Origin of the sequence: Arcticibacter svalbardensis MN12-7, assembly GCF_000403135.1 — a bacterium.
In the GTDB taxonomy this organism is placed as follows: domain Bacteria; phylum Bacteroidota; class Bacteroidia; order Sphingobacteriales; family Sphingobacteriaceae; genus Arcticibacter; species Arcticibacter svalbardensis.
The window spans coordinates 20,259-46,057 of record NZ_AQPN01000070.1; the positions used below are offsets into that span (position 1 = coordinate 20,259).

22 protein-coding genes are annotated in these 25,799 nt (G+C 36.2%); 7 read left to right on the top strand and 15 right to left on the bottom strand.

The window, feature by feature from the left end; genetic code table 11:
- Positions 1-92 precede the first annotated feature (92 nt).
- The 7 genes from ADIARSV_RS20510 to ADIARSV_RS08650 all read right to left on the bottom strand — a co-directional run bounded on the left by ADIARSV_RS20510 (position 93) and on the right by ADIARSV_RS08650 (position 4,945).
- Positions 93-440: a sensor histidine kinase gene (locus ADIARSV_RS20510; RefSeq protein WP_016195082.1), complete on the bottom strand. Its 348-nt coding sequence runs from the start codon at positions 438-440 to the stop codon at positions 93-95.
- A complete protein-coding gene (locus tag ADIARSV_RS23160) occupies positions 413-652 on the bottom strand; it encodes a histidine kinase dimerization/phospho-acceptor domain-containing protein (protein ID WP_083936546.1) in 240 nt (79 codons plus the stop codon). Before ADIARSV_RS23160 ends, ADIARSV_RS20510 begins: the two co-directional genes overlap by 28 nt.
- Before the next feature lie 211 nt (positions 653-863).
- On the bottom strand, positions 864-1,076 hold the full coding sequence (locus ADIARSV_RS20515) for a two-component system sensor histidine kinase/response regulator hybrid (protein WP_016195083.1): 213 nt from the start codon (positions 1,074-1,076) through the stop codon (positions 864-866).
- A gap of 196 nt (positions 1,077-1,272) precedes the next feature.
- A complete protein-coding gene (locus ADIARSV_RS23165; protein ID WP_083936547.1) occupies positions 1,273-1,518 on the bottom strand; it encodes a two-component regulator propeller domain-containing protein in 246 nt (81 codons plus the stop codon).
- A gap of 106 nt (positions 1,519-1,624) precedes the next feature.
- Entirely contained in the window at positions 1,625-2,266 is a 642-nt protein-coding gene (locus tag ADIARSV_RS08640) for a ligand-binding sensor domain-containing protein (protein ID WP_016195084.1), read from the bottom strand.
- A gap of 286 nt (positions 2,267-2,552) precedes the next feature.
- A complete protein-coding gene (locus ADIARSV_RS08645) occupies positions 2,553-3,518 on the bottom strand; it encodes a glycosyltransferase family 2 protein (RefSeq protein ID WP_016195085.1) in 966 nt (321 codons plus the stop codon).
- Entirely contained in the window at positions 3,515-4,945 is a 1,431-nt protein-coding gene (locus ADIARSV_RS08650; protein ID WP_016195086.1) for an oligosaccharide flippase family protein, read from the bottom strand. Before ADIARSV_RS08650 ends, ADIARSV_RS08645 begins: the two co-directional genes overlap by 4 nt.
- Positions 4,946-5,094: 149 nt before the next feature.
- Between ADIARSV_RS08650 and ADIARSV_RS08655 the strand changes: the two genes are divergently transcribed.
- Positions 5,095-5,994 carry a glycosyltransferase family 8 protein gene (locus ADIARSV_RS08655; protein WP_016195088.1) on the top strand — a complete coding sequence of 300 codons (900 nt, stop codon included), beginning with the start codon at positions 5,095-5,097 and terminating at the stop codon, positions 5,992-5,994.
- On the opposite strand, the gene ADIARSV_RS08660 is transcribed toward ADIARSV_RS08655, so the two are convergent.
- Positions 5,984-6,877, bottom strand: coding sequence for a glycosyltransferase family 8 protein (locus ADIARSV_RS08660; RefSeq protein ID WP_040299566.1), 894 nt, complete (start codon positions 6,875-6,877; stop codon positions 5,984-5,986). The genes ADIARSV_RS08655 and ADIARSV_RS08660 overlap by 11 nt on opposite strands.
- 543 nt (positions 6,878-7,420) lie before the next feature.
- Here ADIARSV_RS08660 and ADIARSV_RS08665 point away from each other — a divergent pair.
- Positions 7,421-8,191: a glycosyltransferase gene (locus ADIARSV_RS08665; RefSeq protein WP_016195091.1), complete on the top strand. Its 771-nt coding sequence runs from the start codon at positions 7,421-7,423 to the stop codon at positions 8,189-8,191.
- Between the two features lie 17 nt (positions 8,192-8,208).
- Positions 8,209-9,411 (top strand): glycosyltransferase, encoded by a 1,203-nt coding sequence (locus ADIARSV_RS08670; protein WP_016195092.1) that lies wholly within the window; start codon positions 8,209-8,211, stop codon positions 9,409-9,411.
- Here ADIARSV_RS08670 and ADIARSV_RS08675 read toward each other — a convergent pair.
- The 5 genes from ADIARSV_RS08675 to ADIARSV_RS08695 form a co-directional block, all read right to left on the bottom strand.
- Positions 9,408-10,262 (bottom strand): glycosyltransferase family 2 protein, encoded by an 855-nt coding sequence (locus ADIARSV_RS08675; RefSeq protein ID WP_016195093.1) that lies wholly within the window; start codon positions 10,260-10,262, stop codon positions 9,408-9,410. The two genes, ADIARSV_RS08670 and ADIARSV_RS08675, sit on opposite strands and share 4 nt — an antisense overlap.
- 12 nt (positions 10,263-10,274) lie before the next feature.
- A complete protein-coding gene (locus tag ADIARSV_RS08680) occupies positions 10,275-11,789 on the bottom strand; it encodes an O-antigen ligase family protein (protein WP_016195094.1) in 1,515 nt (504 codons plus the stop codon).
- A 136-nt stretch (positions 11,790-11,925) separates the two neighbouring features.
- The gene (locus ADIARSV_RS08685; RefSeq protein WP_016195095.1) at positions 11,926-13,116 is read right to left on the bottom strand and encodes a glycosyltransferase; all 1,191 of its coding nucleotides are present in this window, start codon (positions 13,114-13,116) and stop codon (positions 11,926-11,928) included.
- A 2-nt stretch (positions 13,117-13,118) separates the two neighbouring features.
- Positions 13,119-15,299 (bottom strand): GumC family protein, encoded by a 2,181-nt coding sequence (locus tag ADIARSV_RS08690; RefSeq protein ID WP_016195096.1) that lies wholly within the window; start codon positions 15,297-15,299, stop codon positions 13,119-13,121.
- The gene (locus tag ADIARSV_RS08695; RefSeq protein ID WP_040299570.1) at positions 15,300-15,983 is read right to left on the bottom strand and encodes a TolC family protein; all 684 of its coding nucleotides are present in this window, start codon (positions 15,981-15,983) and stop codon (positions 15,300-15,302) included. It lies immediately after the preceding gene.
- A gap of 352 nt (positions 15,984-16,335) precedes the next feature.
- On the opposite strand from ADIARSV_RS08695, the gene ADIARSV_RS08700 reads away from it, so the two are divergent.
- The 3 genes from ADIARSV_RS08700 to ADIARSV_RS08710 are packed head-to-tail and all read left to right on the top strand — an operon-like array spanning position 16,336 to position 22,727.
- Entirely contained in the window at positions 16,336-19,662 is a 3,327-nt protein-coding gene (locus tag ADIARSV_RS08700) for an Ig-like domain-containing protein (RefSeq protein ID WP_152439817.1), read from the top strand.
- A complete protein-coding gene (locus tag ADIARSV_RS08705; protein WP_016195099.1) occupies positions 19,663-20,598 on the top strand; it encodes a PorP/SprF family type IX secretion system membrane protein in 936 nt (311 codons plus the stop codon).
- A gap of 5 nt (positions 20,599-20,603) precedes the next feature.
- Positions 20,604-22,727: an OmpA family protein gene (locus ADIARSV_RS08710; RefSeq protein WP_016195100.1), complete on the top strand. Its 2,124-nt coding sequence runs from the start codon at positions 20,604-20,606 to the stop codon at positions 22,725-22,727.
- 12 nt (positions 22,728-22,739) lie between these two features.
- On the opposite strand, the gene ADIARSV_RS08715 is transcribed toward ADIARSV_RS08710, so the two are convergent.
- Both ADIARSV_RS08715 and ADIARSV_RS08720 read right to left on the bottom strand, forming a co-directional pair.
- Complete coding sequence (locus ADIARSV_RS08715) at positions 22,740-23,825, bottom strand: sugar transferase (protein WP_016195101.1); 1,086 nt, start codon at positions 23,823-23,825, stop codon at positions 22,740-22,742.
- Between the two features lie 4 nt (positions 23,826-23,829).
- The gene (locus tag ADIARSV_RS08720; protein WP_040299579.1) at positions 23,830-24,213 is read right to left on the bottom strand and encodes a response regulator; all 384 of its coding nucleotides are present in this window, start codon (positions 24,211-24,213) and stop codon (positions 23,830-23,832) included.
- A 281-nt stretch (positions 24,214-24,494) separates the two neighbouring features.
- On the opposite strand from ADIARSV_RS08720, the gene ADIARSV_RS08725 reads away from it, so the two are divergent.
- Entirely contained in the window at positions 24,495-25,784 is a 1,290-nt protein-coding gene (locus ADIARSV_RS08725; RefSeq protein WP_016195103.1) for a citrate synthase, read from the top strand.
- The last annotated feature ends 15 nt before the right edge of the window (positions 25,785-25,799 follow it).

The window sequence follows — 25,799 nt, forward strand, 5'->3', positions numbered from 1 at the left end:
AAAATGATGGAGAACACATTCATATTGTTTTCAGGGACATCCAGGATTAAAGACCCTTGCAGTAATTCAGCGAGTGACCGCGAAAGGCCTAATCAAAGGCCTGTTCCCAGTTTTGATCGTGTCTCTTTGATACGGAAAAATGTATCAAAAATCCGCTCTTTCAATTCCACTGGAATAAGGTTGCCATTACTTTTAACTTCTATGGAAAATTTATTGGCTTCCATATTGATGTCAGACAATGAAATGATGACATGAGATTCGCAGTATTTTATGGCATTTGATATCACATTACTGATGATCTTATTTAAGGCTTCGGTATCTGTACTGGCCTTAAATGTAGAGAGTGAAAAATCGGTCTGCAGCATAATATCCTTCTGATCAGCGGCAGGTTGAAACCGTTGTACGATATCTTTTAGTAGGGCAACAATATCAGTATCCACAAAATTGAGACTACAACTATTGGTTTCGAACTTCTAAAGTCAAGTAATTGCTCTGTAAGTTTCAGCAATCGTCTGGTTTTTCTTTCCATGACAAGGATATTTTTTTTGATCGCAGGAACTTCATCCACCTTACTGATGATCCTTTCAAGAGGTGCCTGAATTAAGTTAAGAGGTGTGCGGATTTTATGCGCTACATTAGTAAAGAAATCAATTTTTGCCGGATAAACTTCTTTTTCTTTTTTATAGGAAAGCTACTCCAATTTTCGATAGTTCTTTTCTTTAATTTTATCATCAAAGTAGGTGATAAGAAAAAATAGTGAGGACACACTAATAATATTATAGAAGAAATAGGCAAATGGGCTTTTCCAAAAAGGAAGACGAATAAATACGGTCAACTTAGTAGGTATTTTCTTCCAAAGGCCACTACTGTTCGCTGCTTTTACATAAAAAATATCCTGTGGCGAGATCTGTAAAATAGGCTCTTCGGTTTGATTTCAAATAGGTCCATCCATGATCCAATCCCTCTGATTTAAAGGGATATTCCGTCATCTCCGGAGAGGTATAACTCAAAGCGGCAAATTCAATATTAAAGGAGGATTGGTCATAGGAAAGGGTAATGCTATTGGTTAATAGCATAGACTTTTTTAGGGGGGAGTAGTGTTTGTTTATAACCAGTTCCTTATTAGAGACCTCAAAACTAGTGATATAAACAGGAGGAAGGTATAAGGGATGAACTTATCCAAATTAAAACGGATCATTCCCTTGACACTTCCAAAATACATATCTCCGTTCAGGGTATCTTTATAGGCAGAATTATAATTAAACTGATCATTCAGCAGTCCGTTAGACCTGGTAAAGACTTGCAACTTTTCAGTAGGTCACTGGACTCAAAAACCCCATTTACACGGTTACTATTCAGACTGTGGATATCTTTGGGGTCATACACAAACTGCTTGATCTTTCCACTTTCCGGATTAAGGAGGTAAGTCCCGTCTTTGATTGTACCCACCCAGATATTTCCCTTATAATCTTCCAGAGTGGAATAAATAAATGGACGGTAGTTATCAGGAAAATAGATTTTTCTAAACTCTAGTTTAAAGGATTATAAGCATACATTCCGTTTGTAATCCCCTCGTAGAGTTTGCCCGATCTTGGTTTAATGGAATTAACAATGAAATTACTTTTCAAAGAACCAGAGTCTGTCCCGTAGTCAAAATGGCGATATCCATAATATCCAGACCATGCTGGAAAGTTCCAATCCATAACTGGATGCCGAATGCTAGCAGTCCATGAATATTGGTATAGGCGATATCCGTTTTAGCTCCTGTGGATTTTAAAGAAATTGAAATACCTGTTTTAGGGTTAAATTTATTTAGTCCGGCATCTTCTGTACCAACCCAGATATAACCATATTGATCTTTGCAGATCTCCCGAATAGCATGACCACTATGAGATCCTCCACCATTTGCAGGAAAGAACTTTTCGAACAAATTATAGTGCTTAGGATAATAATTAAGTCCTCCGAAAAAACTACCAACCCAGATACCACCTTCTTTATCCCTGCTAAGTGTATTTACGGCATTATCAAAGATTGAATAGGGATTATTGTTGTTTTTGACCAGGTTAACATCGCGATTCGGTCGGAACAGTTTAAACGTAAATCCATCAAACCTGTTCAAACCATCTACCGTACCAAACCACATGAAACCCTTATGATCCTGAAGAAAACAGAACACGGTATTGCTGGATAGCCCATTTTCTACTTCATATCGTTTGAAATAATAGGGTTGCGCAACAACAGAACTGATACAGATAGAAAGTAGCAAAAAAAAGAGTAAAGATGAACATATCAATATGTTTATAGGTTTGGTTAAAGATACAAAAGGATAAGAATTGACACAAATCAACGAAACTATTTAAAGCTTAATCGTTTTCCTTAAATTGATTATTCAGCCAATTCAGCTTTTATGAGTGACATCTAGCCTTATCATGCAGCAATAATAAATAGAAGAAACACTACCATAGCATTAAGTGAAAGTTAAGAGGGTAGGTTGGTTGGTATTAAGATATATAAAGTGGAGGATCTGTCAATTCAAAAATAAGATCTCACATTTAATGATTAAGCCAGCTTTCTTTTTGCCTATTTTTTAGCCTATGTCTTTTTATTTTTCCAATCATGAAGAGGATATGAACGAATACTTTCATTTCCAAATAAGATTCCTTAATTTTTAATTTAAAAAAGGCGGAGAAGAAAAACTCCATACGTGATCGAAGGAACACCATGAAACAATGGTAAAAGCTTCTGTTAATGTTCATTAGTGTAATTAAACATCCTACAATTTGTCTTTTATACCGCTTTTCATAAGGCATTTTTTTTACATTGGCAAGTTCTTGAATTCGATCATGGCATCCATAAGAATTAGGACATACTCCCGTTTTACCTCCATGATATATGACACGGTGCATGTAATCATCATCTTCTCCATAGTGTGGAAATATCGGATCAAATACGCCTGCTTGTTCAATTCCGTGACGGCTTATAAGCCAGAAAGCTGCATTTACAAAAGTTATAGTATAAATATCCTCAGATGGTTCTTTTCGTAATATTAAATCAGAAATCATACTTTCACAGTTGTAGGGTGAAATATAGGTGGAAAAACCTAGATCTAGTTTCTCGCCTGTACCATCGAGATGGACGGGGCTTAAAACAAAGTATTCCTGTTGTTTTTTGTGAGCGGCAACTAATATAGCTACTGTATCCGGCAAAATCCATGCATCTTGATTCAACAAAAACACATAGTCTGCTCCCTGAATAAGGGCTTCCCTTATACCGATATTATTTGCTTTTCCAAATCCTAGATTCACCTGGCTTTGTATGACTTTTACATCAGGATAATCTGAGCAGATCAAAGCTACGGTATTATCCGTTGATTGATTGTCCACTACTATTATTTGAAGCGGTAAGAGGGAGTTCTTCAAACTATCAAAGCATTTTTCAACCCATTTAGTACCATTGTAAGTCACAATAATCACAAATACATTTGTAGTACTTTTGCTTTCCATATGGTCTATTTTCATGCGGTTTTAGTAGGAGAAATTTTATTTGAAACAATTAACAAAATGCTTTTAATTTCTTTCCCAGAACTAATCCCAAGATTTATGAGCATTAGGAAAAGAAAAAACAGCTTAATTTCAAATTGATTATAGAAACAAGCAAACCATATACCAAGAGAAAGGAGGATTACCGGAAGCCAAAATAGCAGTAATTGTCTTAAATTAAAAGCCAGTGCTTTATAAAAAATAAAGATCATGTTGAATGGAAGAACGAACAATATGAAAGAAAGAGAATAAAATTGAGCTATACCTACTAAAGAATAATAAGCTCCTATTGATATACCTGCGATTGTAAAAAAGGCACTGACCCACCCGCTAATCATCAATTTCTTTTCCTGATTAAGCAAAACCAGGATATTTCCGGTTGTTGACAATAAAGACTGTCCAAATATGAGCAATCCAAAATAGGGTAGGAGTTTCCCTACAGCCAGCCAATTTTGTCCCCATAGAAACGACACGAGTTGCTCTGGAAACAAGATAAATATTGAAGCAATTGGGTAGACGAGGACAGATATTATTTTTAAAACAAAGATATATTCCTTGTTGATATCACCACCTTCCGATTTTAGTTTTTTAAGACTAGGATATAAAACTGTACCCATTAATCCGGTTACTAATGATAAGGGTAAAGTTAATAAGCTATATGCCCGATTGTAAATTCCTAAGTCATTCACACCATATAACTTGCCTACAATAAGGTTATCTGAATTTCTTGCCCAATAATTAACGAGATTAAAGCCAAGTAAATTTTTGATACTATTCTTAGTATGCTTATAGGCAATTTTCGCATATTTAAGCGGATATAATTTATAACCTAAGCCTGTTTTTTGTTCATAGTAAACAACAGCAATGATGGAGGTTACAATTTGAGGAATGATAATCGACCAATGCTCAGCTCCCAGGTAAGCTAAAATTATCGTTAGAATGATACTTACAATGGTATTAATCAAAGTGATCTTCCCAATATCATTAAAATTTAATGCTTTTGATAGTAAAGCAGCTCTTACGATAGACATACTTCTGGTAATAAATGTCAAAGAAAGCACGATTGCAGGAAGTATTAGGTTATGATTACCATAAAAAGAAGCAATAGGCCAAGCTAATAAGGAAGTTAGAAAAAAAAGTGCCACTCCAATAACTATAGAAAGAGTATCTAGTCCTTTGTAATAAGATCGCCCATAATCACTTTTTATAACGGCCAAAGAAATACCACTATCCGAAAATACAGATATAAAATTTGTAAACACGGTGATTAATCCCACAAGACCATAATTTTCAGGAAGGAGTAATCGTGCTGTTATAAAGGAAGATAAGAAAACGATAAGCTGAGATATATAGTTATATCCACCCGTTACCAATATATTTTTAAAAAACGTTTTCTTAAAGCTCATTACTTATTTATATACCCTTTTATGGTTTTTTTGAAAAAATGTTTCATAAAAATCAATTGGATCCTTTTTAAAAGGAGGTTGTGCATGTAGTATGGAAAAGTAAAAAAAATAATTCATGTAAGACGAGCTTATTTTATGATATTTAACCTATGGAAGAATCGGCAGGAAAAATTACTGTAGTAACTGTCTGCGACAATCATTATGCAGTATTATTAGCTGCACTTTTGAAGTCAATAGAAGTTAATCATAAAGCTGATTCAGCGATCATTCTTTATATAGTAGAAGATGGATTGATCAAACAAAATAAAGATAAAATTATTGGATCGGTTAGTAAGGACGTTTTTCATATTAACTGGTTGAAATTAAGTGAAATCATACCAGACAAGTCAAATTTACCCCTGGATGCCTCTTCTTTCCCCCTAAATGTGTATGCACGGTTATTTATTCCCCATTTTATTTCTCCTTTATTAGAAAAGGTCATTTATCTGGATGTAGACATGATTATGGAGGAAGATATTCAAGAATTGTGGAAGATAGATTTGCAAGATAAGGTCATTGGAGGGGTAGTTGATCGTTCCGGTGTAGTAAGTAGCACCTGGGGAGGAATAAGCAACTTCAAAGAACTAGGCTTATCTCCAGACACAAAATATTTCAATAGTGGCTTATTAATAATAAATCCGAAAAAATGGCGTGAACTGAACTGCACAGAACGCATATTAAAATGTGTTAATGAAAATAAAAAGTATACTAATTTCCCTGATCAATATGGATTGAATGTTGTATTTGCAGATCACTGGCTAGAGCTGGATTCCAAATGGAATTGTTATGCTCTATCAGCAGAGCCGAACCCTTATTTGATTCATTTCATCGGAGTAAAACCTATTTATTCCTCTTACGCCTATAATGAGGATTATAAAAACAGATTTTATCATTATTTGCAACTTACACAATGGAATGATTTCAAGCCACATAACAGTTATATACGATTGCTTAAGAAACTTTATAACAAGTTAATTAAAAAAGGATACGAATTCTTTTCTAAGAAATAAGGCTCTTAACATACAAAGGCAATTTTTCCAGGATATTACTTGTTTTGATAAAATACCGTTTAGCTTCACCTACAGGTTTAGTATTTATCCATTTTGTTTTATTCAGGTAATTATAGAAAACATCTTTATATACCGGGCTATTGAAATAGGATTTATAAAAGGGCTTTCTATGGAAGAAATGAATATTAAAAGGATTTGGATGTTTTCCATCAGCATAATAGTTCCATAAAGGATCTAATTCAAGCCATTGATTTACCAGATTAACATTAAGGCCGTACTGATCACTAAATTGAGTATACTGTCGGTTTTGATTCACCGTTTCTATAACCTTACGGGTGATGTCATGCTCTTTCCACTTGTCAATATTCATAAGCAGTAGTCCGGAGTTAAAATACTTTGCATCACCTGGCAAATTTAATTCCTTATAGTTTTTTACACTATTTTTGATATAAACCCAAGTAGAATCAGTAACAGCTGCAATTATATAATTATCAATATTTGTATTCCAAAGTTCGGAGATGTCTCTGGTAATGATCATATCAACATCCAGATAAAGCACTTTTTTCAATTCATCCGGAATGAAATATGGAATGAATAGCCGCATGAAAATATTAAGTGGATAAGTATTTTTATCAAGTGGCAATTGCATATCCTTTGGAATTACCTGCTTCTGATTAATCCAGTTCAAGGTAAACATAGCTGGGTCTAAGGAGGACCCCAATTTTTTCTTGTTAGGTTCTGGGATATCATCTTCAATAATCCAAACGTCGATATGCTCAGCCGATTTATGATTGACTTCTATAGATTTGAGTAATGCTGCAAGCATTATCAAGTAATGATTATCGCAAGCAACAGCTATAGTAATTTTAAGGGGAGTTGACATGATTTAAGAAAGCGATGTTAAACTGTTGTTAAATTTAAGGTTTATCAAGTTTGAAATATTTCAAAAACTGTTTTTTTACATGGTTAAATAAAAATACTTACAGTGATATTCCATTAGTACATCTATTTTAGCTCTAAAGCTATGCCAATTTGAGTAAAAAAAATACATTAAATTAATGAATACACTTAAGTGCCCGGTCCTTGAGAATAAAAAAAATTGTTCGTTAATCTAAACTTAAAAAAGCATCATAGAAGCAAGAAATGGGTCAATTTGGGTAAATTTGTAAATGCTGTTTGCATGCGAATTTTCCCTTATATACCCATTCTCTGAATCAATAGAAATCAATAAGTTATTATCAACACTCATATGTATCTTATAAAGCAAATGAATTTTAATCTGATGATTATCGACTTGATATAAGCATTAACCTGATTTGAGTCTCTTTTGACTCTGAAATTTGTTGGAGAAGGTCTTTTCAAAGCAATAAAAGAGTTAACTTAGTTGTCTGGTAACATACCCTGAATTATTGTTTAATTTGTTTTAATGACATATATATTTTCAGAAGTAACTTTATTAATTACCCATTATAATAGGAGTAGCTCTTTAGAACGTCTTTTGAAGAGTTTCCAAACTTTGAATTGTATTTTCAAAGACGTTGTAATATCCGATGACTGTAGTTCTGCTGATCATCAAAAATATTTGAAAAAAATTCAAAAGGAACTACCTTTTAGGCTTATAACAACTCCTATGAACAAGGGTCTTGGAAATAATTTAAATAAAGGCCAGGATGCTGTATTAACACCTTTTACCCTATATGTGCAGGAAGATTTTGTTCCGACAGAAATTTTTCCGATACATTTTAAAGATGCTTTAGATATCATGAAGGAAAGAAGTGACTTTGATATCATCCGGTTTTATGCATATTCTCCCTATCCTTACCTTAAGGACTTTGGAAAAGGATATTCGGAAATGATAATCAAACCTTGGTACACAAATTCTAATAAAATCTATTATTACAGCGATCATCCTCATTTAAGAAGAAGTGATTTCTTTAAAAAGGTCGGCAGGTATACAGAAGGTATAAAAGGAGATCGTACTGAATATAGAATGTGTATTTCTTTTATTCAAAATAAGGGAAAAGGGTTATTTTATAATGAGTTTAAAACATTATTTACTCAAGAAAATTCGGAAGCAGAACCGAGTTCAATGAGTAGAAAAAGCTGGACCACAAGCAAGAATCCCTTAATTTTCGCTATCCGATATGCTTATAGACAGGTCAGATATAATTTTGATCTTTTATTTGCCAAGTATTAATTTTTTATCCCAATAAAATGAATTTTGTCTTCGTTAGTCTTCAGCGTATCAATACAGATCGGGAATCGACATCAACCAGTCTTGCAAAGGAACTCTCTAAAAAGCATCGTGTTTTATATGTTAACCCGCCAATTGACCGCCGTACATGGTATTCAAAAACTAACGACATCTATACTCAAGCCCATATTCAAAATATAAAGAATAAAAAAGCGGGTTTAGTTCAAGTATCTGAACAGCTTTCAGTATTAAGTCCCCAAAAAGTAATTGAATCTATTAACTGGATTCCTTTTACCGCTGTGTTTTCTTTATTTAACCGGATAAATAATAAAAGATTTTCTTCCTGTATAAAAGAAGCCATACAAGAATTAGGTTTCGATACCTTTATTCTTGTAAACGATAAGGATATGTTTCGAAGCTTTTATTTGAAAGAGTTTTTAAAACCTGCTCTTTATGTATACCTCGACAGAGATTATACCATTGGTTTTGGTTATTGGAAAAGACATGGTCCTACACTGGAGCCTTTACTTATGAAAAAAAGTGATGCAGTGGTATGCAACTCATTGGACTTCACCAAGAGGGCTTTGACTTATAATAAAAATAGTTTTTATATTGGAAACGGTGCCGATCTGGAGGTCTTTGATCATACCAAGTCATGGGAAAAGCCAGAGGAACTTAAAACATTCAAAAGGCCAATAGTAGGGTATGTGGGTGCACTGAATTCAATGCGTATTAATATCAATTTAATTGCAAGCATTGCGAGAAAACGCGCTGATTGGGATTTTGTATTTATAGGGGAGGAGGACGAAAATTTTATAAAAAGCGATTTACATACTATAAGTAACATCACATTTTACAAAAAAAAGCATACCAATTTAATTCCCGCTTATGTTAAATATTTTGATGTATGCATCAATCCTCAATTAGTTAATGAAATTACTATCGGAAATTTCCCATTAAAAATAATTGAATATTTAGCAATGGGTAGACCTGTTGTGGCTACAGCAACAAATACCATGAAAGAGGTTTTCAGCGAATACACCTATCTGGCTATTACAACTGATGAATACATTGAAGCTATTGAAAAGGCAATGAAACTTGATACTTTAAATTTACAACAGGAAAGAATTCAGTTTGCACATACTTATAGCTGGCCTTCAGTAGCAAAGATCTTTCTTAAATATATTAATGAAGTGGCTAAAGACAAAAACATACCAGTTTAATCCTCGTTAGAGGATGTTTTAGTATCATGAGCCTTTTCTCCTTTGAGCATACTGAAGGATCTTTTAATTTCACGGAGCACTCTATTTTTTAATGCGTTAGTAAAACTACCGTCTCTTTCTAGTGTGCGTGGACCTGTCCATGGTCTGGCTTTAGCTGATTTTACTTGTTCAATTTTACCATACTGCATCATATCAAATGCTAAACGGCCATCATCGCCTCTAACATTAACCATGATAAATCCTGCTTTTAAACCAAACTCTTTTACATATCCCATACTTATTCCATAAGCATTCAAGTAGGGGCGTTTAATATGACGATATCCGGCTATCACGTCTTTCATTTTCTCTAATAAAAAGAGTTTCCACCTTGGATACCCGGGTTCAGGAATAAAGGAATATCGGCCATAAACACATGCAGTACCTGGTTTTTGCAATACCTTCATCATTTCATTTACCCAGGTATCTGGATATAGACAATCTGCATCTGCAAGAAGAATATACTTTCCTTTTGCTTGCTCCTGTCCCAATTGACGTGATGGCCCACAGCCCTGTATTTCCTGAAATAACTTCTTAACATGTAACTTGTCTAGCGTTATCTGAGTATGGTCCGATGAATTATTATTAATCACAATTATTTCTAAAGGAATGTTGGTTTGCATCCGCGAAAGCGAGTACAAACAACGCAAAATATTAACCTCTTCATTATAGGCAGCAATAAGAATGGTAATGAGAGGATCAGCTCCCTGAATATGATCCAATTTTTGATTTACCTGATCAAATATATCCTGAGGAATCTGCGCATAATCAGTATAGGGTAAATTAACTTTTTCTATCCAGTGGGGTATATTCATAATTGTAATTTTTTACGAAAAATTTGAGGAAAGGTTCTTTTTTTGTTTTTCTATATCCAACCGTTTAGTTACCGTAATGATCGCTGTAAATAAGTAGAAATAGATATTGGAAGGAAACTGTACAATAGCCTCCTGTGGGTAATTCCCAACAGCAAATGCGAAAATAATAATGGTCATGGCCAGGCAGTAAGACCTGAGCTCCGGATCTTTGATAGAAAAAAAATTATTTATACCCGTTTTAATAATAATTACCATCAGTGTACATATCAGGAGTAATCCTATTGAACCTGTTTCTACTGCTACTCGAACATATCCACTATCGGGAGGAAATTTAGCTAGTAAAGAATGCGGCGAAAATCGTGTACCCCATACACCCGTTGCCCCCAATCCTCCACCCAAGGGATGCGTTTGTATAAATGGTTGAATTCTTTTTTGATTCTCCTTTCGTACATTAAAGGATGCATCTTCCGATGGTTGGAAAGCAGATTGAAACCGTCTTATACTCGGGCTTGAGCTTGGAGTAAATATCAGTAAAGCAAAAAGTACCCCTGCGATAATACTGGCTATGATTACATTTCTATTCAAATTAACAATCATTAAAAGAACAAGTGCAACCGGGACTAAAACATAAGCACCACGAGTTCCTGAAAATAACATCGCTTGAAGAAATATTCCAGCCATTATTCCTAGTACCACCTTTTTCCAGGATTTAAGGGGACTGAAAAGCATACTAATACAAAACAGTGCAGGCGCAACCATATTGTAGGCAAATGCCACCGGATCAGAGAAAATGGAGAACTTCCTCCAATGTCCATTTATAAAGTATAATGCTTTTACACGAGGGTCAGATAAGGATCTCATCTCTGATTCTGAGAATCCTATAAACTCTTGTTTAAAGGCATAAAAAGCGCCAAAGAGTGCAAGCAATAACCATAATTTTAATATCAGTTTCAAAAAAGGGAGAGTTTTTATATTATAACTAAATATAAAATACATGAGCATGACAGCTGCAACTGCACGGATGGTATATAACCAAGCCATTCGCGATTCCGCAGTTGGATTGCCAATTTGCATTATATTATAACCTACCCAAATTAAAACGATAACACCAATAGGTTCTTTAAATAAACCCCAATCCGCTTTCTTTTTTTGAATAATAAAGAACCCCAGGATAAGAAGGACCTCAATACCATCCATTAAAGTTCCCAGAGGAAAGCTTGATATGAAACCATAGATCCACATGAGAAAATAAGCGCCTATAAGAATGATAATGATACCAATTTGAGGAAACCTGACGATACAGAAAACAGCAGGCAGCCCAATTACAACAACTAATATCATGGAAACTCCAGATATTCCGGATTTATCTATTACAAAGGAAAAAGCGATAGCAAATAAAGACAGCAAAATAAGTCCTGGAATATTAGTTAGCTTCTCAATTATAAAAATCCTCTTGAGATGAACACTAAGTTTTTCATTTCTCCAACTTTCCCTTGTTTTCTTTAAGTTCAGCTTGATGTCTCCCATTATAATATCATGATCTTGACAAATATGAAATAAATGATTGCACAGACAAAAATAATGGCTACTATCCTCAGGATATCCTGCCGTTTTAACTTGCTTTCTCTAACTTTACTTTGATCTGTAATTTTTGGGTCAACTCTCATTTTATGTCATTTATATCGTCAATAGAATGAGTATGATAGTGTTTTGTTGCTACAGAGGTCTTGTTTGCTTTCCGGCTTTTCAGCAAAGACACAATCTGGTAGAACATAAAATTGGGTATATTCACAAGTGAATTGTAGATCCGCTTATCAGTTGATGACTTTTGCAATGCAATATAAAAACCTAAGACAAAAAGGATAAAAGCTACCAGCCATATAAAGGATGAAACCGGACTGAACCATAAGTCACAGAAAAAGCAAATTCCCGACCCTAAAATAAACAAAAACAAAGGTGGCCGGAGTAGTATCAAACCGAAAGTAAACTGATTGAAACTGAAATTCCGAATACCCTTTCCCATTATGGTAAAACCTAAGTTGAAATACTTGAACCAAGTATTAATCCATCTTGAACGTTGCTGAACGAGCTGATCTGAACGGGATGTTTTTTCATCATATACAATAGCCTTTTCAGTAAAAGCAATTCGAATATCTTTCAATACAATTATAGATTGCAATACTTTATCAAAGCCTGCTCCACTTACCTCTTTATTCTCCAGACAGTCACAGTATAGATCAGTGGTAAAAGCCATCCCTGATCCTGATAATGTAGCAGAAGATCCTAAACCGAATAAGACCTTTCCATCATAAAAGTGATAGTAGATGTCACGGGCAGCATCCAGACATGAATAGGTGGTATCCAAATTTTTAGCTTCCCTAACACCTTGTACAGCTTGAAAGCCCTGATCAAAACAGGTGTTTAGTTGATTTAAATATTCAGGATGAACAAGGTTGTCGCTGTCGATTATAGTTAGGCGGTCGTGTTTACGAACAAAACGATCAATAGCATAAAAATGCGATTTCACATTACTAGCAAGCGTATCAACCGGTCTCAATAAGATAACTTTAGGATCATCAAACTGTAAATTGGAAATATCGCATTTATCAGCTACTATGTAAATGATATAACTTGAATAATTTAGCTTATGAATAGAGGATACAACAGCAGCAAGCGTTTGAGTTTGTTCATATGCCGTGATGATAATGGCGTAATCAGCTTCTGATAGTTTTGGCAATTGTCTACCAATATAAGATGATGGCTGGCGTGCCGTCCATATAATATACAACACAAGCGGCAAGACCAGGTTATACCCAACTAATACTTGAAAAAAGATCCACAATATACTTATCATACTCATCCGTTCTTTATACTTTTCTTCTTCTTGCGTACATATAAGAAAGTCTCTTGTTTATTAAATACCCAACCAGTAAATTTATCACCAAGAGAAGTCAGATAAGCGATATCGTTCAATTTCTCGTCATTCAGACTTTGTCTTGCTTCAAAAACAGCTATAACATTTCCTGCAAAACTGAGCCATTCTTTACTTTGATTCATTTTAGATAGGGATGCTGTTTCTATAATGATCACATCAAACAATTCTTTTAGTTGATTAATTTTTGATGTGATCGTTTCTGCATCTGCTATTTCTAAGGGTGATGTATCAGCGCCCTTGTTTGCCAAAACGGTAACAGACTGATCGGTATGGAGCTGATTTACTTCGGTTGTCCCATTTAAATAATCCTCTATGTACATAGATGTATCCAATGATCTGCTGATTTCTGGATTAGTAAAATTCCCATCTATAATCAACACCTTTTTATTCGTCATCTTCCAGGCATGCGCCAAACTAAGGGCTAAAAGGGTCTTCCCTTCAAACTCCTTCATACTCGTTATAGCAATCACACCGTTTTTGATCTCGTTGTCAATTTCAAAGCGTATTGACCGCAACTGATCTTTGAACTCGTTTAAACTACCAGAAGAAGAGCTATTCCATATTTCATTGAGATCCACTACTGACCCTTGTATCGTGTTTAATCCCCCTAACACAGGCACACCTGTTTTATTTGCAAGCTCCTTCGACGAACTAATGGTATCATCAAGAAAGTAAAGAATAAACAATACAACGAGGCAAAATATAAAGGTGACAATTCCACTTATGATGACCAACAGCATTTTCTTTGAAGGCTGAGGTAATCCGGGCATTGCAATCTGAACCTGATTAATTTTAATAGCGAATCCCGATTCCATACTACTCTGATTGAACTTTTCCAAAGCATCCAGGTATTCTTTGCTTGAAATTTCAACCTCTCTCTCTAATGATTGCACTTCAGCCTCATGCGGTACCATTTTATCAAATTGCGCATTCAAGTTCAGGAGCTCATTTTCAATGGAATTCATACTATACCTGGAAAGATCAAGTTGAACTTCCAACTGTAGTTTTTGTTGAATTAACGCCTGTTTAGTAGCTAATGGACTGTTAATATATTGATCCGATGACTGATTGATCTGAGAGGTCAAAATGCGTTGTAACGAATCAATTGATTCTTTATAACTGGGTTCAAAGTTATTCTGAATATATAAATCGTATAATGATCGTAATTCTTCTTTTGTAGATAATAAGCGCTGGTTTAACCTTGTTAAGGTAGATTCCAAATATTTACGATCCTTTGGATCAAACCGGCCATCAATTTCATTCACAGCACCTGTATTAGCTGCTATATCCTTTAAAATGCTTTGTTTTTGATCATTATAGGTAATTATTTGAGCGTAAAGCTGGCTGGACTGCTCTTCCAGATTTAAAACCCTGTTTTTGATCTTATAATCCCGTAACGCATTCACATTAGAATTCATCGCAGCTCTTTTTTCAATGAGCATTTTATCCAAAAAAGTATTTGCTTTTCTTTGATTCTGTTTGATCAAAAAAGTATAATATTTAATGAATTCTTCGGTAAGCGAATTAACTATGAAAGCAGATAACTCCGGATTCTCTGTATCCACTTCTACCGTAATAAAATCACTATCTCCAACCCGATTAATCTTTATCTTATTTTTTATCGATTCACTGTCATAACCAATGGCCCGAAGAATATTGTAAAGTTTAATTTGTTTAGCATCCCAAAGATTAAGTCCTTCTGTTTTATTATACTTGTCCTCAAAGGTGTTCAATATTTGTTTCAGCTCCTGCTGATTATAATTTTGCAGTTCAGGAGGTATGGCCCTGAATGACTTCTTTCCACTAATTTCATGAATGATCAATTTATAGGATACCTGATCCAGGATCTTTTTTAAGCGCATCACCTCCATCAGATTTGCAAAAGCCTGACTCACTTCACTCCAGCTTTTAGCAGCAGCGTCACCAGTTAAACTAGATTGTGTATCATCCACAATACCAGTTGCTATCTGTGTTTGTGATACGTATGAATTAGGTAAATTTCTAACCAAAAAGAAGGTAATGATCACTGTAATGGCTGGTACGATGATTAGAATGAGACGATGTTTCTTGAGCAGTCTTAAAAATCTATTAATTTCTTCCATTTATTTTATTTCTTCCAGCTTCTTTGCCAGTAATGCTTCCAATGAGACTTTTGCTGCTATTAAACTTGTTTCTGCTTGTATACGGGTAAGATATGCAGTCGATAGTGACATAGATGCATTATTATAATCTAAAAAGGTTATTTCACTTCGCTCATATTTGATCTTCATATCCTTGAAAATGCTTTCAGCGTCCAATACAATTTTGTTTTGTAAACGGAGAGCCGAAAGACTTTGTAAATAAAGGAGATACCGGCTTTTCACATCACTCTCTAACTGAAGATCATAAGCCTCTTTGGCTAAATAAGATATTTTTACTTGCTCTTTCGCCGTCTTAATATTAAACGGTATTTTAAACAGGGTACCTGGATTGAGGGATACTCCAAACTGATATCCTGTCAATAATTGCGGATTTACAATATCTACTGAACTACTATTAGAACGTGCTAAATAGGAGAAAGAGAATGAACTTACCCAAGATGTTCTTTCTCCGTTCAGCATATTTTTAGCGATGTTAACCTGGTGTTCATACACTTTTCCATTTGGGTTATTCTCCTTGGCTATAGCCACCAGTTTCTCCACATAAACAGCGGAATAATCTGTCATAATGGTTTCCTGTCCCTTCAAAAGGTTACAGATTAGAAGCATTTGTAATAATATGATGATCGATGACTTTTTTATAATCATTGTAAATTTCGGGTGATTAAAATATTTTATTCATCTGCAATACTGAGGATGTGAATAATTGCTAATTTATAAAGATGCAGTGATTTCTTGTTATATTTTTACATATAATTATGTGTAATTATGTAGAATATATGACCCGAAACGAGAAATCGATTCTAAAAAGACGCTTATTGTGAGAACGGTCATTTAATATTGTGATTAAAATTAACTTAAAGTTTGCATGTTTCAACAATTATACACCATTAAATGCTTATTTTGTAACAATATTACACAATGGCGTTATTATTGAACTATATTATTGCACACAAATTACGCACCTAAACAATATCGAATCGTTTTAAATATTTAATAAGTGAAAAAAAATTACCTGTTATTTATGGCAGTTATTGCACTTGTGGTCCTGTTAACACGACCCGCAAAAGCACAATTTCCATATGTTGAAAGCTTCAGAAATAGCACAGCTTCTGGTATTGTTTTTGGTGGAACTCCAGAAGCAATTCTAACAGCAGCTCCAGGAACCGGAACCGGAGGGGCCAGTATTGACCCTGCAGGGAGTGGTTATCTGCGTTTAACCAATAATACTAAAAATCAGAAAGGATTTATTTATAGTACTGCGAGCTTCCCTTCTTCTAAGGGTCTTTCGGTCGAATTTGAATATTATATATATGGTGGAACAGGTGCTGATGGTATCTGCTTATTTCTATATGATGCCAGCGCCAGCCCTTTTGTAATTGGTGGCTTTGGTGGATCCTTAGGATATGCTCAGATTACTACAACCACTCCTGTGTCCCCGGGTGTATCTAAAGGATACCTTGGAATTGGATTAGATGAATTTGGTAATTTCTCCAATCCGACAGAAGGAAGGCAGGGTGGATCAGGAATGCAACCGGGGTCAGTTACTTTACGTGGGAAAGGGGATGGGGCTGCACTTACAACTGGTAATTATCAATTCCTGACAAGTAAAAAACCGACCGATTTAACCTTTGCTTTAACAGAGGGAGGTACCACACGAAAACCCGACGTAAGTTCTACCGGTTACCGGAAAGTTTTTATCGATCTGGTTCCGAATGTCAATGGAGGATTTAACATCTCAGTAAGCATTACAAAAGGAGGTTCCACTCTGCAAACCACAACCGTAATTGACAACTATTACTATCCTGATCTGGCTCCACAAAATTTAAGTTATGGATTGTCCTCCTCAACTGGCGCAAACACCAATTTCCATGAAATAAGGAATGTATTTATTGATGTAACCAGTAAGAGTGTATTGGTAGAGCCTTTAGCTAATCCTGATAACTTAACTTTGTGTTCCGGCAAAGTGGCAATAGTAGATGTCACCGCTAATGACACGACTACAAACAAAGGGGGTAGTATCAATAAGGTTTCCATTGATCTTGATCCTTCAACTGTTGGAATCCAGACCACCAATACTATAGCTAACCAGGGTACTTTTTCTCTCAATAGCAATGGAACAGTATCTTTTACGCCTATATCTTCATTCATTGGTACAGTAACTGGTTACTATACAGTTAAAGACAATTTTGGAATGAGTTCCAATCCCGGAATAATTACATTGACTTACGTGGCTACACCTGTGCAGCCTGATGCAGGAAAAGATTCATTGATCAATATTATTACAGGTGCAGGAAATTATATCCTACAGGGAAGTGCTCCGGGCACAAATACGGGAACCTGGACCCAGATCTCTGGTCCTGAAGGAGCTATCATACTAAGCCCTAAGGTTTATAATTCTTTGGTTAATAAATTGACTGGTGGCATTTATGTATTTCGTTGGACCATTCTATCGCCTGGAGGATGTCAACTCTCAGATGATATGACATTAACAGTAAACAGAAGACCTGTGGCTGTTGATGATACAACTACTATTGCACTGAATACAGCTATCCGTATCCCTGTATTGGCCAACGATACAGATGAAGACGGTAATAATACGCTTAATAAAAGCAGTATCAGCATTAAGACTAATCCTTCACATGGCGCACTTATCGTTGATCCGGTTACAGGATTGGTATTTTATACTCCTAATAATGCATACAGCGGATATGATATATTTTTTTATACAGTTAAAGATAATTACGGCCTGGAATCAAACATTGCTACCGTAACCATCGCAGTGAACATTAAACCGGAGGGCTCAAATGATAATGCATTTACATATTCGAACATTCCTGTCTTAATACGGGTGCTTGATAATGATAGAGGACGTACAGGAGCAACTGTTTTTAAACTATCAAATCCACTCCACGGTACTGTTGCACTGGAAACGGATGGAACATTCACCTATACTCCGGTATCTGGCTTTAGTGGAAAAGATTCGTTTACCTATATGATTCGAAATCTTCAAAATCTGGAATCTGACCCCATTACCGTGTTCATCAATGTAAATCCATTAGGCAGTGCTGATGCGGTTACTACAGCTAGTGATACTCCAGTAACTATTAGGGTTAAAGATAATGATCTGAGTCAAACAGGAACTACTGTACAGCAGGAAACGAATCCCTTGCATGGAAGCATTGCGGTAGGTGAAACAGGAATCATTACGTACACCCCTGTTGCAGGATATACAGGAACTGATGTATTTACCTATACGCTGGTTACTTCCGATGGACTGCAATCTTTACCTATTAACGTTACGGTTTCTATTACAGGCTTGCCGCCGATTGCTCCGGCTATAAATGTGAACGTCCCCTTAAATGGGAGTACTACTATCAATATCCCTTTACCAGCAGGTAGTTTTATCAAAATCACTACTCCACCAACTCATGGTACTTATACCATTAATCCCGTTACAGGTGAAATAATTTATACTCCCAACCCTGGTTATAGCGGTCCGGATGAATTTGAATATACGGTTACAGATGGTGCAGGTAATGAGTCGACACCTGGAAAAGTGACCATAGCGGTTAATGTCCCTGCCAAAATAGGCTTAGCTAAAGCGCTGACATCAATTTCTAAAAACACAGATGGAAGCTATAATATCAAGTTTACTTTTACAATTGTCAACTATGGTGATTATCGTATTGAACGTTTAAGTCTGACAGATAATTTGCTGACTGCTCTTGCGGGAAATCAGTTTAATGTATCCGGCATAGCTGCTTCAGGAAGTTTACTCATCAATAGTAGTTTTAATGGTAATACTGATCAGGAACTGCTTTTAAATACCAGCTCCATTCAACCTCTATACAAAGAAACCGTAGTGGTTGATCTGGTTGTTTTGGTAACAACAGATGAGACGACTTTTTTAAACAGGGCATTAGTAAAAGGGCTTTCCGTACTTGATGGTGCAGCAACTACAGATGAGTCAACTAACGGATTGTCTCCTGATTCTCAAATCTCAGGTGATCCGACTCCTTCAGATCCCACTCCCTTTACGCTTGAAAAAGAAACCGTGTTTATTCCCGGTGGTTTTTCTCCCAATAATGATGGGATCAATGACAATTTAATTATTCAGAACGCACTTGGGAAAAAGGTAGATATAGAAATCTTTAACCGCTGGGGAAACAGGGTTTTCAGGTCGAAAGAATATCAGAACACATGGAATGGAAAGTGTACCGAAGGAATTCATATGGGTGAGGATGTTCCTGTGGGCACTTACTATTACATCGTGGTATTGGATAACAAGGAAAAGAAAGCGGGATATCTCACAATTAACAGATAAATGAAGAGGTTTAAAAAAATAGTAGGGGCGTTATGCTTGCTTGGATGTGCGATCTCAGTAGATGCGCAGCAAAACGCCATGTATACGCAATATATGTTTAATACACTAGCTATAAATCCTGCCTATGCAGGAAGTAGAAATGTAGTTTCGGCTACTGCATTACACCGTAGTCAATGGTCTGGCTTAGATGGTGCTCCCCAAACGACATCTTTCACTATTGACGCTCCGTTTAATGGTAAAAAGGTGGGTCTGGGTTTGCAGATCTTAAGTGATAAACTGGGCATTACCTCCACAACGGGTGCTGCACTGAGTTATGCTTACCGGATCAGAATGGCTCAAGGCTCTTTGGCTTTTGGAATTCAGGGAAGCGCGGTTCAATACCGGGCTGATTATACAGGTGTCGACCTGGGAAACGCCGGTACGTATGATCCTGCATTTTCAGAGAACATCAATAAATTTCTATTCAATTTCGGAACAGGTGTATATTATAATTCCGATCGCTTTTATATAGGCTTGTCCGCTCAGGACTTATTGAACTCACGAATTACAGCATATGAGGCAGCGGATGATACTACCGGTGGGAGTTTAAAAAACATGCATCTTTTCTTCGCTACAGGTTATGTATTTAAAGTGGATGATAATTTAAAGCTGAAGCCTTCAATACTCATCAAGGGTGTTAAAGGAGCTCCTTTGGAAGCGGACCTGAATGCCATGCTCTGGATAAAAGATGTTGTTGCTGTTGGAGCACAATACCGTACCAGTGCCGATGTGGCAGGTATTCTCGAGATTCAGGCTAGTCCCCAAATCCGAATAGGCTACAGTTACGATCATAGTGTAACCCGTTTAAGAAGTTTCAATACGGGGAGCCATGAAATTATGATCAGGTATGAGTTTGGCTTTGAACGTGGTAAAATTTTATCTCCAAGATATTTTTAATGATTATGAAGCTATCCATGCGTTATCTGATTTGTTTTTGTATCCTCACAACTTTCGTGATCAATACTGCTTTTGCTCAATCTTCTCCGGATAAATTGATGCTGAAGGCAACGACTGATTTTCAATCTTTAAAATATCTGAACGCCATTGCCACTTTAAATAAGGTACTGGCAGTTGATTCAGGCAATGTTCAAGCACTGGAAATGATCGCATTTAGTTACCGGCAAACGAAAAAATACCCCGAAGCTTTATCCTCGTATGAGAAACTGAGTAAACAAAAACCATTGAAACAGGACTGGGTATTGTACTATGCAGAGGCGCTCGCTAATGCACAGCAATATGAAAGGTCGGAAAATTGGTATCGGACATACCTGAGTATGGTTCCATCTGATAAAAGAGCTTCTGCTTTTGCACGCTCAAACCCCAGTTCCTTATCGCCAAACAGTGAGTTTTGGAAAGTAGCACTAACAAACTTAAACACTTCTGCCTCAGAGTATTCGCCTGTATACTACAAACAGGGTCTTCTCTTTAATAGCAACAGAACAATGGGGGCAACCATTAAAAGGGTTTTCCCCTGGGATAATACGCCTTACACGAACTTGTTTTATATTGCGAAACTATCCGACATTAAGGATGTAAATTCTATTGCAATAGGCAACGCAGGGGGCGATTCTAAGGAATCTATGGTATACAATGATGATGATACCCCAGCTACCAGTAATGACAGCAGGACGCTAGGCCAATACAGTCCTTCCTATTATCTGGATTCTTCAGGAACGATGATGAGTCCAAATCGGAATATCCACCTCTTGAAAGGAAATGTAAATACCCGATTTCATGAGGGCCCTGCTGCTGTGTTCCCTGATGGATCACTCATTTTTACCCGAAACAATTATTTTAAAGGATCAGCCAAAAAGAGCACGACCGGCATTAATAAGTTGAAATTGTATCTGGCCACAGGAAAGAACCTGGACAAGATCACTGAGTTCCCATATAACAGCAATGAATATTCAACCGGACACCCTGCATTAACTGCGGATGGTAATATCCTTATTTTTTCATCAGATATGCCCGGAGGCCTTGGTGGAACAGATCTATATTATTCTGTTCGCTCAGGTACACAATGGACAAGACCTGTAAACCTGGGAAAACAGATAAATACAGAGGGTAATGAACAATTTTCTTCTCTTTCTAAAGATGGCACCTTATTCTTCTCGTCAACCGGACATGCTGGTTTAGGAGGTTTGGATGTTTTTGAAGTGATGTTGAAGGATATGAAACCTCAGTATAACCCAAGAAATCTGGGTATGCCTATAAACTCCTCTAAAGATGATTTCGGCCTGATCAGGTCCGATGATGGCAAAAGTGGTTATTTTAGTTCCAACAGAACTGGTAATGACAACATCTATAATTTCAGTCAGGCTACCTATAGAATTTCCCTTGAAGGAATAGTTACTGATGCTAGGACACATATTGCACTCGCAGGAAGCCGGTTACTATTGAAAACCCTGGATAGAATTGATACTATTGCGGCCAATTCAAGAGGGGAATTCAAGTATAACCTGAAGAAAGAAACTGATTATGAGGTTACTGCGCAAAAACTAGGGTACATCAGTCAAATGGTGTTCACAACTTCAGTGGGCATTACTACAGATTCTGTGATCCATTTAGATATGAAGTTGAATAAAATGGAAAGCCTTCAACAATATGTAATTAATAACTGTGACTCGCTGAAACGTGTTTTCGCTGTGGATAACATCTACTATGACCTTGACAGGGATGAAATACGTGCTGATGCGAGACCTCCACTGGATGCTTTAGTGGCCCTGATGAAAAGACATCCTGAAATGACTGTGATTACTTCAAGCCATTGCGACAGTCGTGCTTCCGAAGGATATAACCGTAATCTATCGCTTAGAAGGGGTGGTTCTGCAAAGAATTACCTGGTATCAAAAGGGATAAACGGGAGCAGGGTAAAAATAGAATATTATGGCAAAACTCGCCTGGTAAACCGTTGTTACGATGGCGTAGTGTGTTCGGAAGCTAATCAGCAATTGAACCGTCGTACAGAGTTTGACGTTATTGTAAATGGGGTGAACCTCACTCAACAGAATTGTAATGATAGATAAAAAGAAAGGGTATTAAACCTTTTCTTTTTGTAACAATGCTGGAAATGTTTTTAACAGAATTTTTAGATCTAACCAGAAGGAATAATTAGATGCGTAAAAGTTATCTAATTTCTTTCTTTCACGTTCGGACATGTCGGCTTTCCCCCGTTTGCTAATTTGCCATAAACCAGTTAATCCAGCAGGACCAAGGAAACGTGTTGTCCATTCATTGGAAGTAAGCATCTCTGCCTCATATAATGGCAATGGACGATTGCCAACCATTGACATGTCGCCAATCAATACATTAAAAAGTTGAGGAAGCTCATCTATACTAGTCATCCGGATAAACTTGCCCAATTTGGTAATTCTAGGGTCGTCTTTAAGCTTGATAAAAGCAGATTTGCCTTTTTCTATATCTGTATATTGATTTAAAGCAGATAGCATAGCAATTTCTTTATCAGCACCGGTACGCATCGATCGGAACTTATAAAAATCAAAAATCTTATACCCTGTACCTACCCGTTTACTTTTATAAATGGCAGGCCCCTTTGATTCTAATAGAACACATGCTGCTACAACAGCAAATAAGGGCGATAGTATCAATAATGCAGATCCGGAAGTAATAATGTCAAACGTTCTTTTATAAGCCGGAAGCGTATACCGAACATCCACCTTACCAGACAACTCGGTTAGTTTTGGTTTAATCAGTCTGAACTTGACCAGAAATTGCAAGCGCTCGCAAAGATCTTCAACAGGGAAGGGGTAACTGTAAAAATCATGAACCTTCAATGCCATGGCCTTTGCCCTCCAATCCTTGTTTACAAAGGCAGATAATAGAACGATAATCATACCGCCCAAAAGAGGATTCTTCTTAATGTTCGAAATAACATTAATCCATTCGCCCTTAAAATCTGCTTCAATCAACAGAATATCAGGTAAGGTGAGTAAGGACTGATCATTTAGGAACTTTTCAAGAGTTTTAATAGTCAAATCATTTGAATCGAGCGCAAACTGATTAGACAACTCTCCTGATAAATAATCTCTCAGTTCTGAACCCGCATACACTACTCGTGCATGGATGCCTGATTGTGATAAGTTTAATGTGGATAAAGATACCATCGTGCTAATTTATTGAGGTGGGAATTGAAAGTAGTTTAATGATTTCTGTTTTTAGTGCAGTTGGATTGAATGGTTTCTGAATGTATGATTCTGCCTTATGAGACATCCCTTCTGCTACACTGTCCAGGTCTTCGGCACCCGAAAGAAGAATTACAGGAATGTCACGGTAATAACCACTGACTTTAAGATTACGAACGAATGAACTGCCATCAAAATAGGGCATATGCAAATCCGATATAATTAATGCAGGTGTATTTCCTTCTTCAAGCCAACTAATCGCTTCAATACCACTATTCTTAATGATCAGGTTATAGTCTTTAGCTAATACAAAATTTAATAGCTTCAAGATACTTATCTCATCATCAACTATAAGTATTTCTTTCTTCATGAGCAGAGTAATTACCCTTTGTAATTTCTTTTTTAGCATTTTACGCATTAAAAAATAAAAGGTTGTATATGTTTTGTTTATAAATATACACAATTATGTTACATAAAAATTCACAAATATGGTATATTGGTAAAATATTTAGAATAACCATTTACATACTTTCTCAAAAAATGCAGTTTTAATGTCAATTCTAATTATTAAAAAAATTACATTACATAATCATAATTAACTTTGAGGATATTCATATTTAATTATTTTTGCGTTGCAACATCCAAAATAATATGTCAGAAAAAGCTACATTAAACCTAGGTAATAAAACGTACGAGTTACCAGTCGTTACTGGTACAGAAAATGAAAAGGCTATTGATATTTCAAAGCTAAGAGATCAAACCAGTTATATTACATTGGACAGTGGTTTCAAAAACACAGGATGTACTAAAAGCGCGATAACTTTTCTGGACGGCGAACAGGGTTTATTGAACTATAGAGGTTATGCTATTGAAGATCTAGCAGAAAAATCAACTTTTATTGAAGTTGCCTATTTGCTCATATACGGTAATTTACCTACACAGGCGGAAACAGATAACTTCAAACTTCAAATCAGCAAACATACGCTCTTGCATGAGGATATGAAGAAGTTCTACGATGCCTTTCCTCCAAAAGCTCACCCAATGGGTCAGTTATGCTCTTTAGTAAGTTCACTGTCCGCTTTTTCACCCGAAAGCTTAAATCCAAATCCATCCAAGGAAGATATTGATTTAGGAATCATTAAATTGATTGCTAAAATGCCGACCATCGTTTCCTGGATCTATAAAGGTTCATTAGGTGAGCCATTCATCTATCCAAAAAGCAAGCTTGACTATGTAGAAAATTTTATGAACATGACTTTCGGTCAGGTCACCGAAGAAATAGGGATCGATCCTGTAGTGGTTGATGCATTGGATAAATTACTTATTCTACATGCTGATCATGAACAGAATTGTTCTACTTCTACCGTTCGGATCGTCGGATCTTCAGGTTGTAACCTACCAGCATCTATTTCCGCAGGTATTTCTGCTCTATGGGGACCATTACATGGTGGAGCAAACCAGGCAGTAATAGAAATGCTTGAGTTGATTAAAAATGACGGTGGTGACACCGAAAAATGGATTAATAAAGCGAAAGATAAAAATGACCCTTTCTTACTGATGGGCTTTGGTCACAGGGTTTATAAAAACTTCGATCCAAGGGCTAATATCATTAAAAAAGCATGCGATAAAATCCTGGATAAATTAGGGATCAATGATCCTATCTTAGAGATTGCTAAGAAGCTTGAAGATGCAGCTTTGAATGATCCTTATTTTGTTGAACGTAAGCTGTATCCAAATGTGGATTTTTACTCCGGTATCATTTACAGAGCACTTGGTTTTCCCACCGATATGTTCACCGTGTTATTCGCATTGGGGCGTTTACCCGGATGGATTGCTCAGTGGAAGGAAATGAGAGAGAATAAAGAGCCTATTGGAAGACCCAGACAGGTTTATGTTGGCGAGGTGAATAAACATTTTGTTGCTATTGCTGATCGGGTTTAAAATAAAAAAGCACAT

Bases quoted from the DNA above. Each gene is read 5' to 3' on its own strand.
- ADIARSV_RS08680 (WP_016195094.1), bottom strand. From the start codon at position 11,789: ATGGGAGACATCAAGCTGAACTTAAAGAAAACAAGGGAAAGTTGGAGA.
- ADIARSV_RS08690 (WP_016195096.1), bottom strand. From the start codon at position 15,299: ATGGAAGAAATTAATAGATTTTTAAGACTGCTCAAGAAACATCGTCTC.
- ADIARSV_RS08675 (WP_016195093.1), bottom strand. From the start codon at position 10,262: ATGAATATACCCCACTGGATAGAAAAAGTTAATTTACCCTATACTGAT.
- ADIARSV_RS08710 (WP_016195100.1), top strand. From the start codon at position 20,604: ATGAAGCTATCCATGCGTTATCTGATTTGTTTTTGTATCCTCACAACT.
- ADIARSV_RS08705 (WP_016195099.1), top strand. From the start codon at position 19,663: ATGAAGAGGTTTAAAAAAATAGTAGGGGCGTTATGCTTGCTTGGATGT.
- ADIARSV_RS08655 (WP_016195088.1), top strand. From the start codon at position 5,095: ATGGAAGAATCGGCAGGAAAAATTACTGTAGTAACTGTCTGCGACAAT.
- ADIARSV_RS08645 (WP_016195085.1), bottom strand. From the start codon at position 3,518: ATGAAAATAGACCATATGGAAAGCAAAAGTACTACAAATGTATTTGTG.
- ADIARSV_RS08665 (WP_016195091.1), top strand. From the start codon at position 7,421: ATGACATATATATTTTCAGAAGTAACTTTATTAATTACCCATTATAAT.
- ADIARSV_RS08720 (WP_040299579.1), bottom strand. From the start codon at position 24,213: ATGAAGAAAGAAATACTTATAGTTGATGATGAGATAAGTATCTTGAAG.
- ADIARSV_RS08685 (WP_016195095.1), bottom strand. From the start codon at position 13,116: ATGATAAGTATATTGTGGATCTTTTTTCAAGTATTAGTTGGGTATAAC.
- ADIARSV_RS08715 (WP_016195101.1), bottom strand. From the start codon at position 23,825: ATGGTATCTTTATCCACATTAAACTTATCACAATCAGGCATCCATGCA.
- ADIARSV_RS08650 (WP_016195086.1), bottom strand. From the start codon at position 4,945: ATGAGCTTTAAGAAAACGTTTTTTAAAAATATATTGGTAACGGGTGGA.
- ADIARSV_RS08670 (WP_016195092.1), top strand. From the start codon at position 8,209: ATGAATTTTGTCTTCGTTAGTCTTCAGCGTATCAATACAGATCGGGAA.
- ADIARSV_RS20515 (WP_016195083.1), bottom strand. From the start codon at position 1,076: ATGCTATTAACCAATAGCATTACCCTTTCCTATGACCAATCCTCCTTT.
- ADIARSV_RS08660 (WP_040299566.1), bottom strand. From the start codon at position 6,877: ATGTCAACTCCCCTTAAAATTACTATAGCTGTTGCTTGCGATAATCAT.
- ADIARSV_RS08725 (WP_016195103.1), top strand. From the start codon at position 24,495: ATGTCAGAAAAAGCTACATTAAACCTAGGTAATAAAACGTACGAGTTA.
- ADIARSV_RS08695 (WP_040299570.1), bottom strand. From the start codon at position 15,983: ATGATTATAAAAAAGTCATCGATCATCATATTATTACAAATGCTTCTA.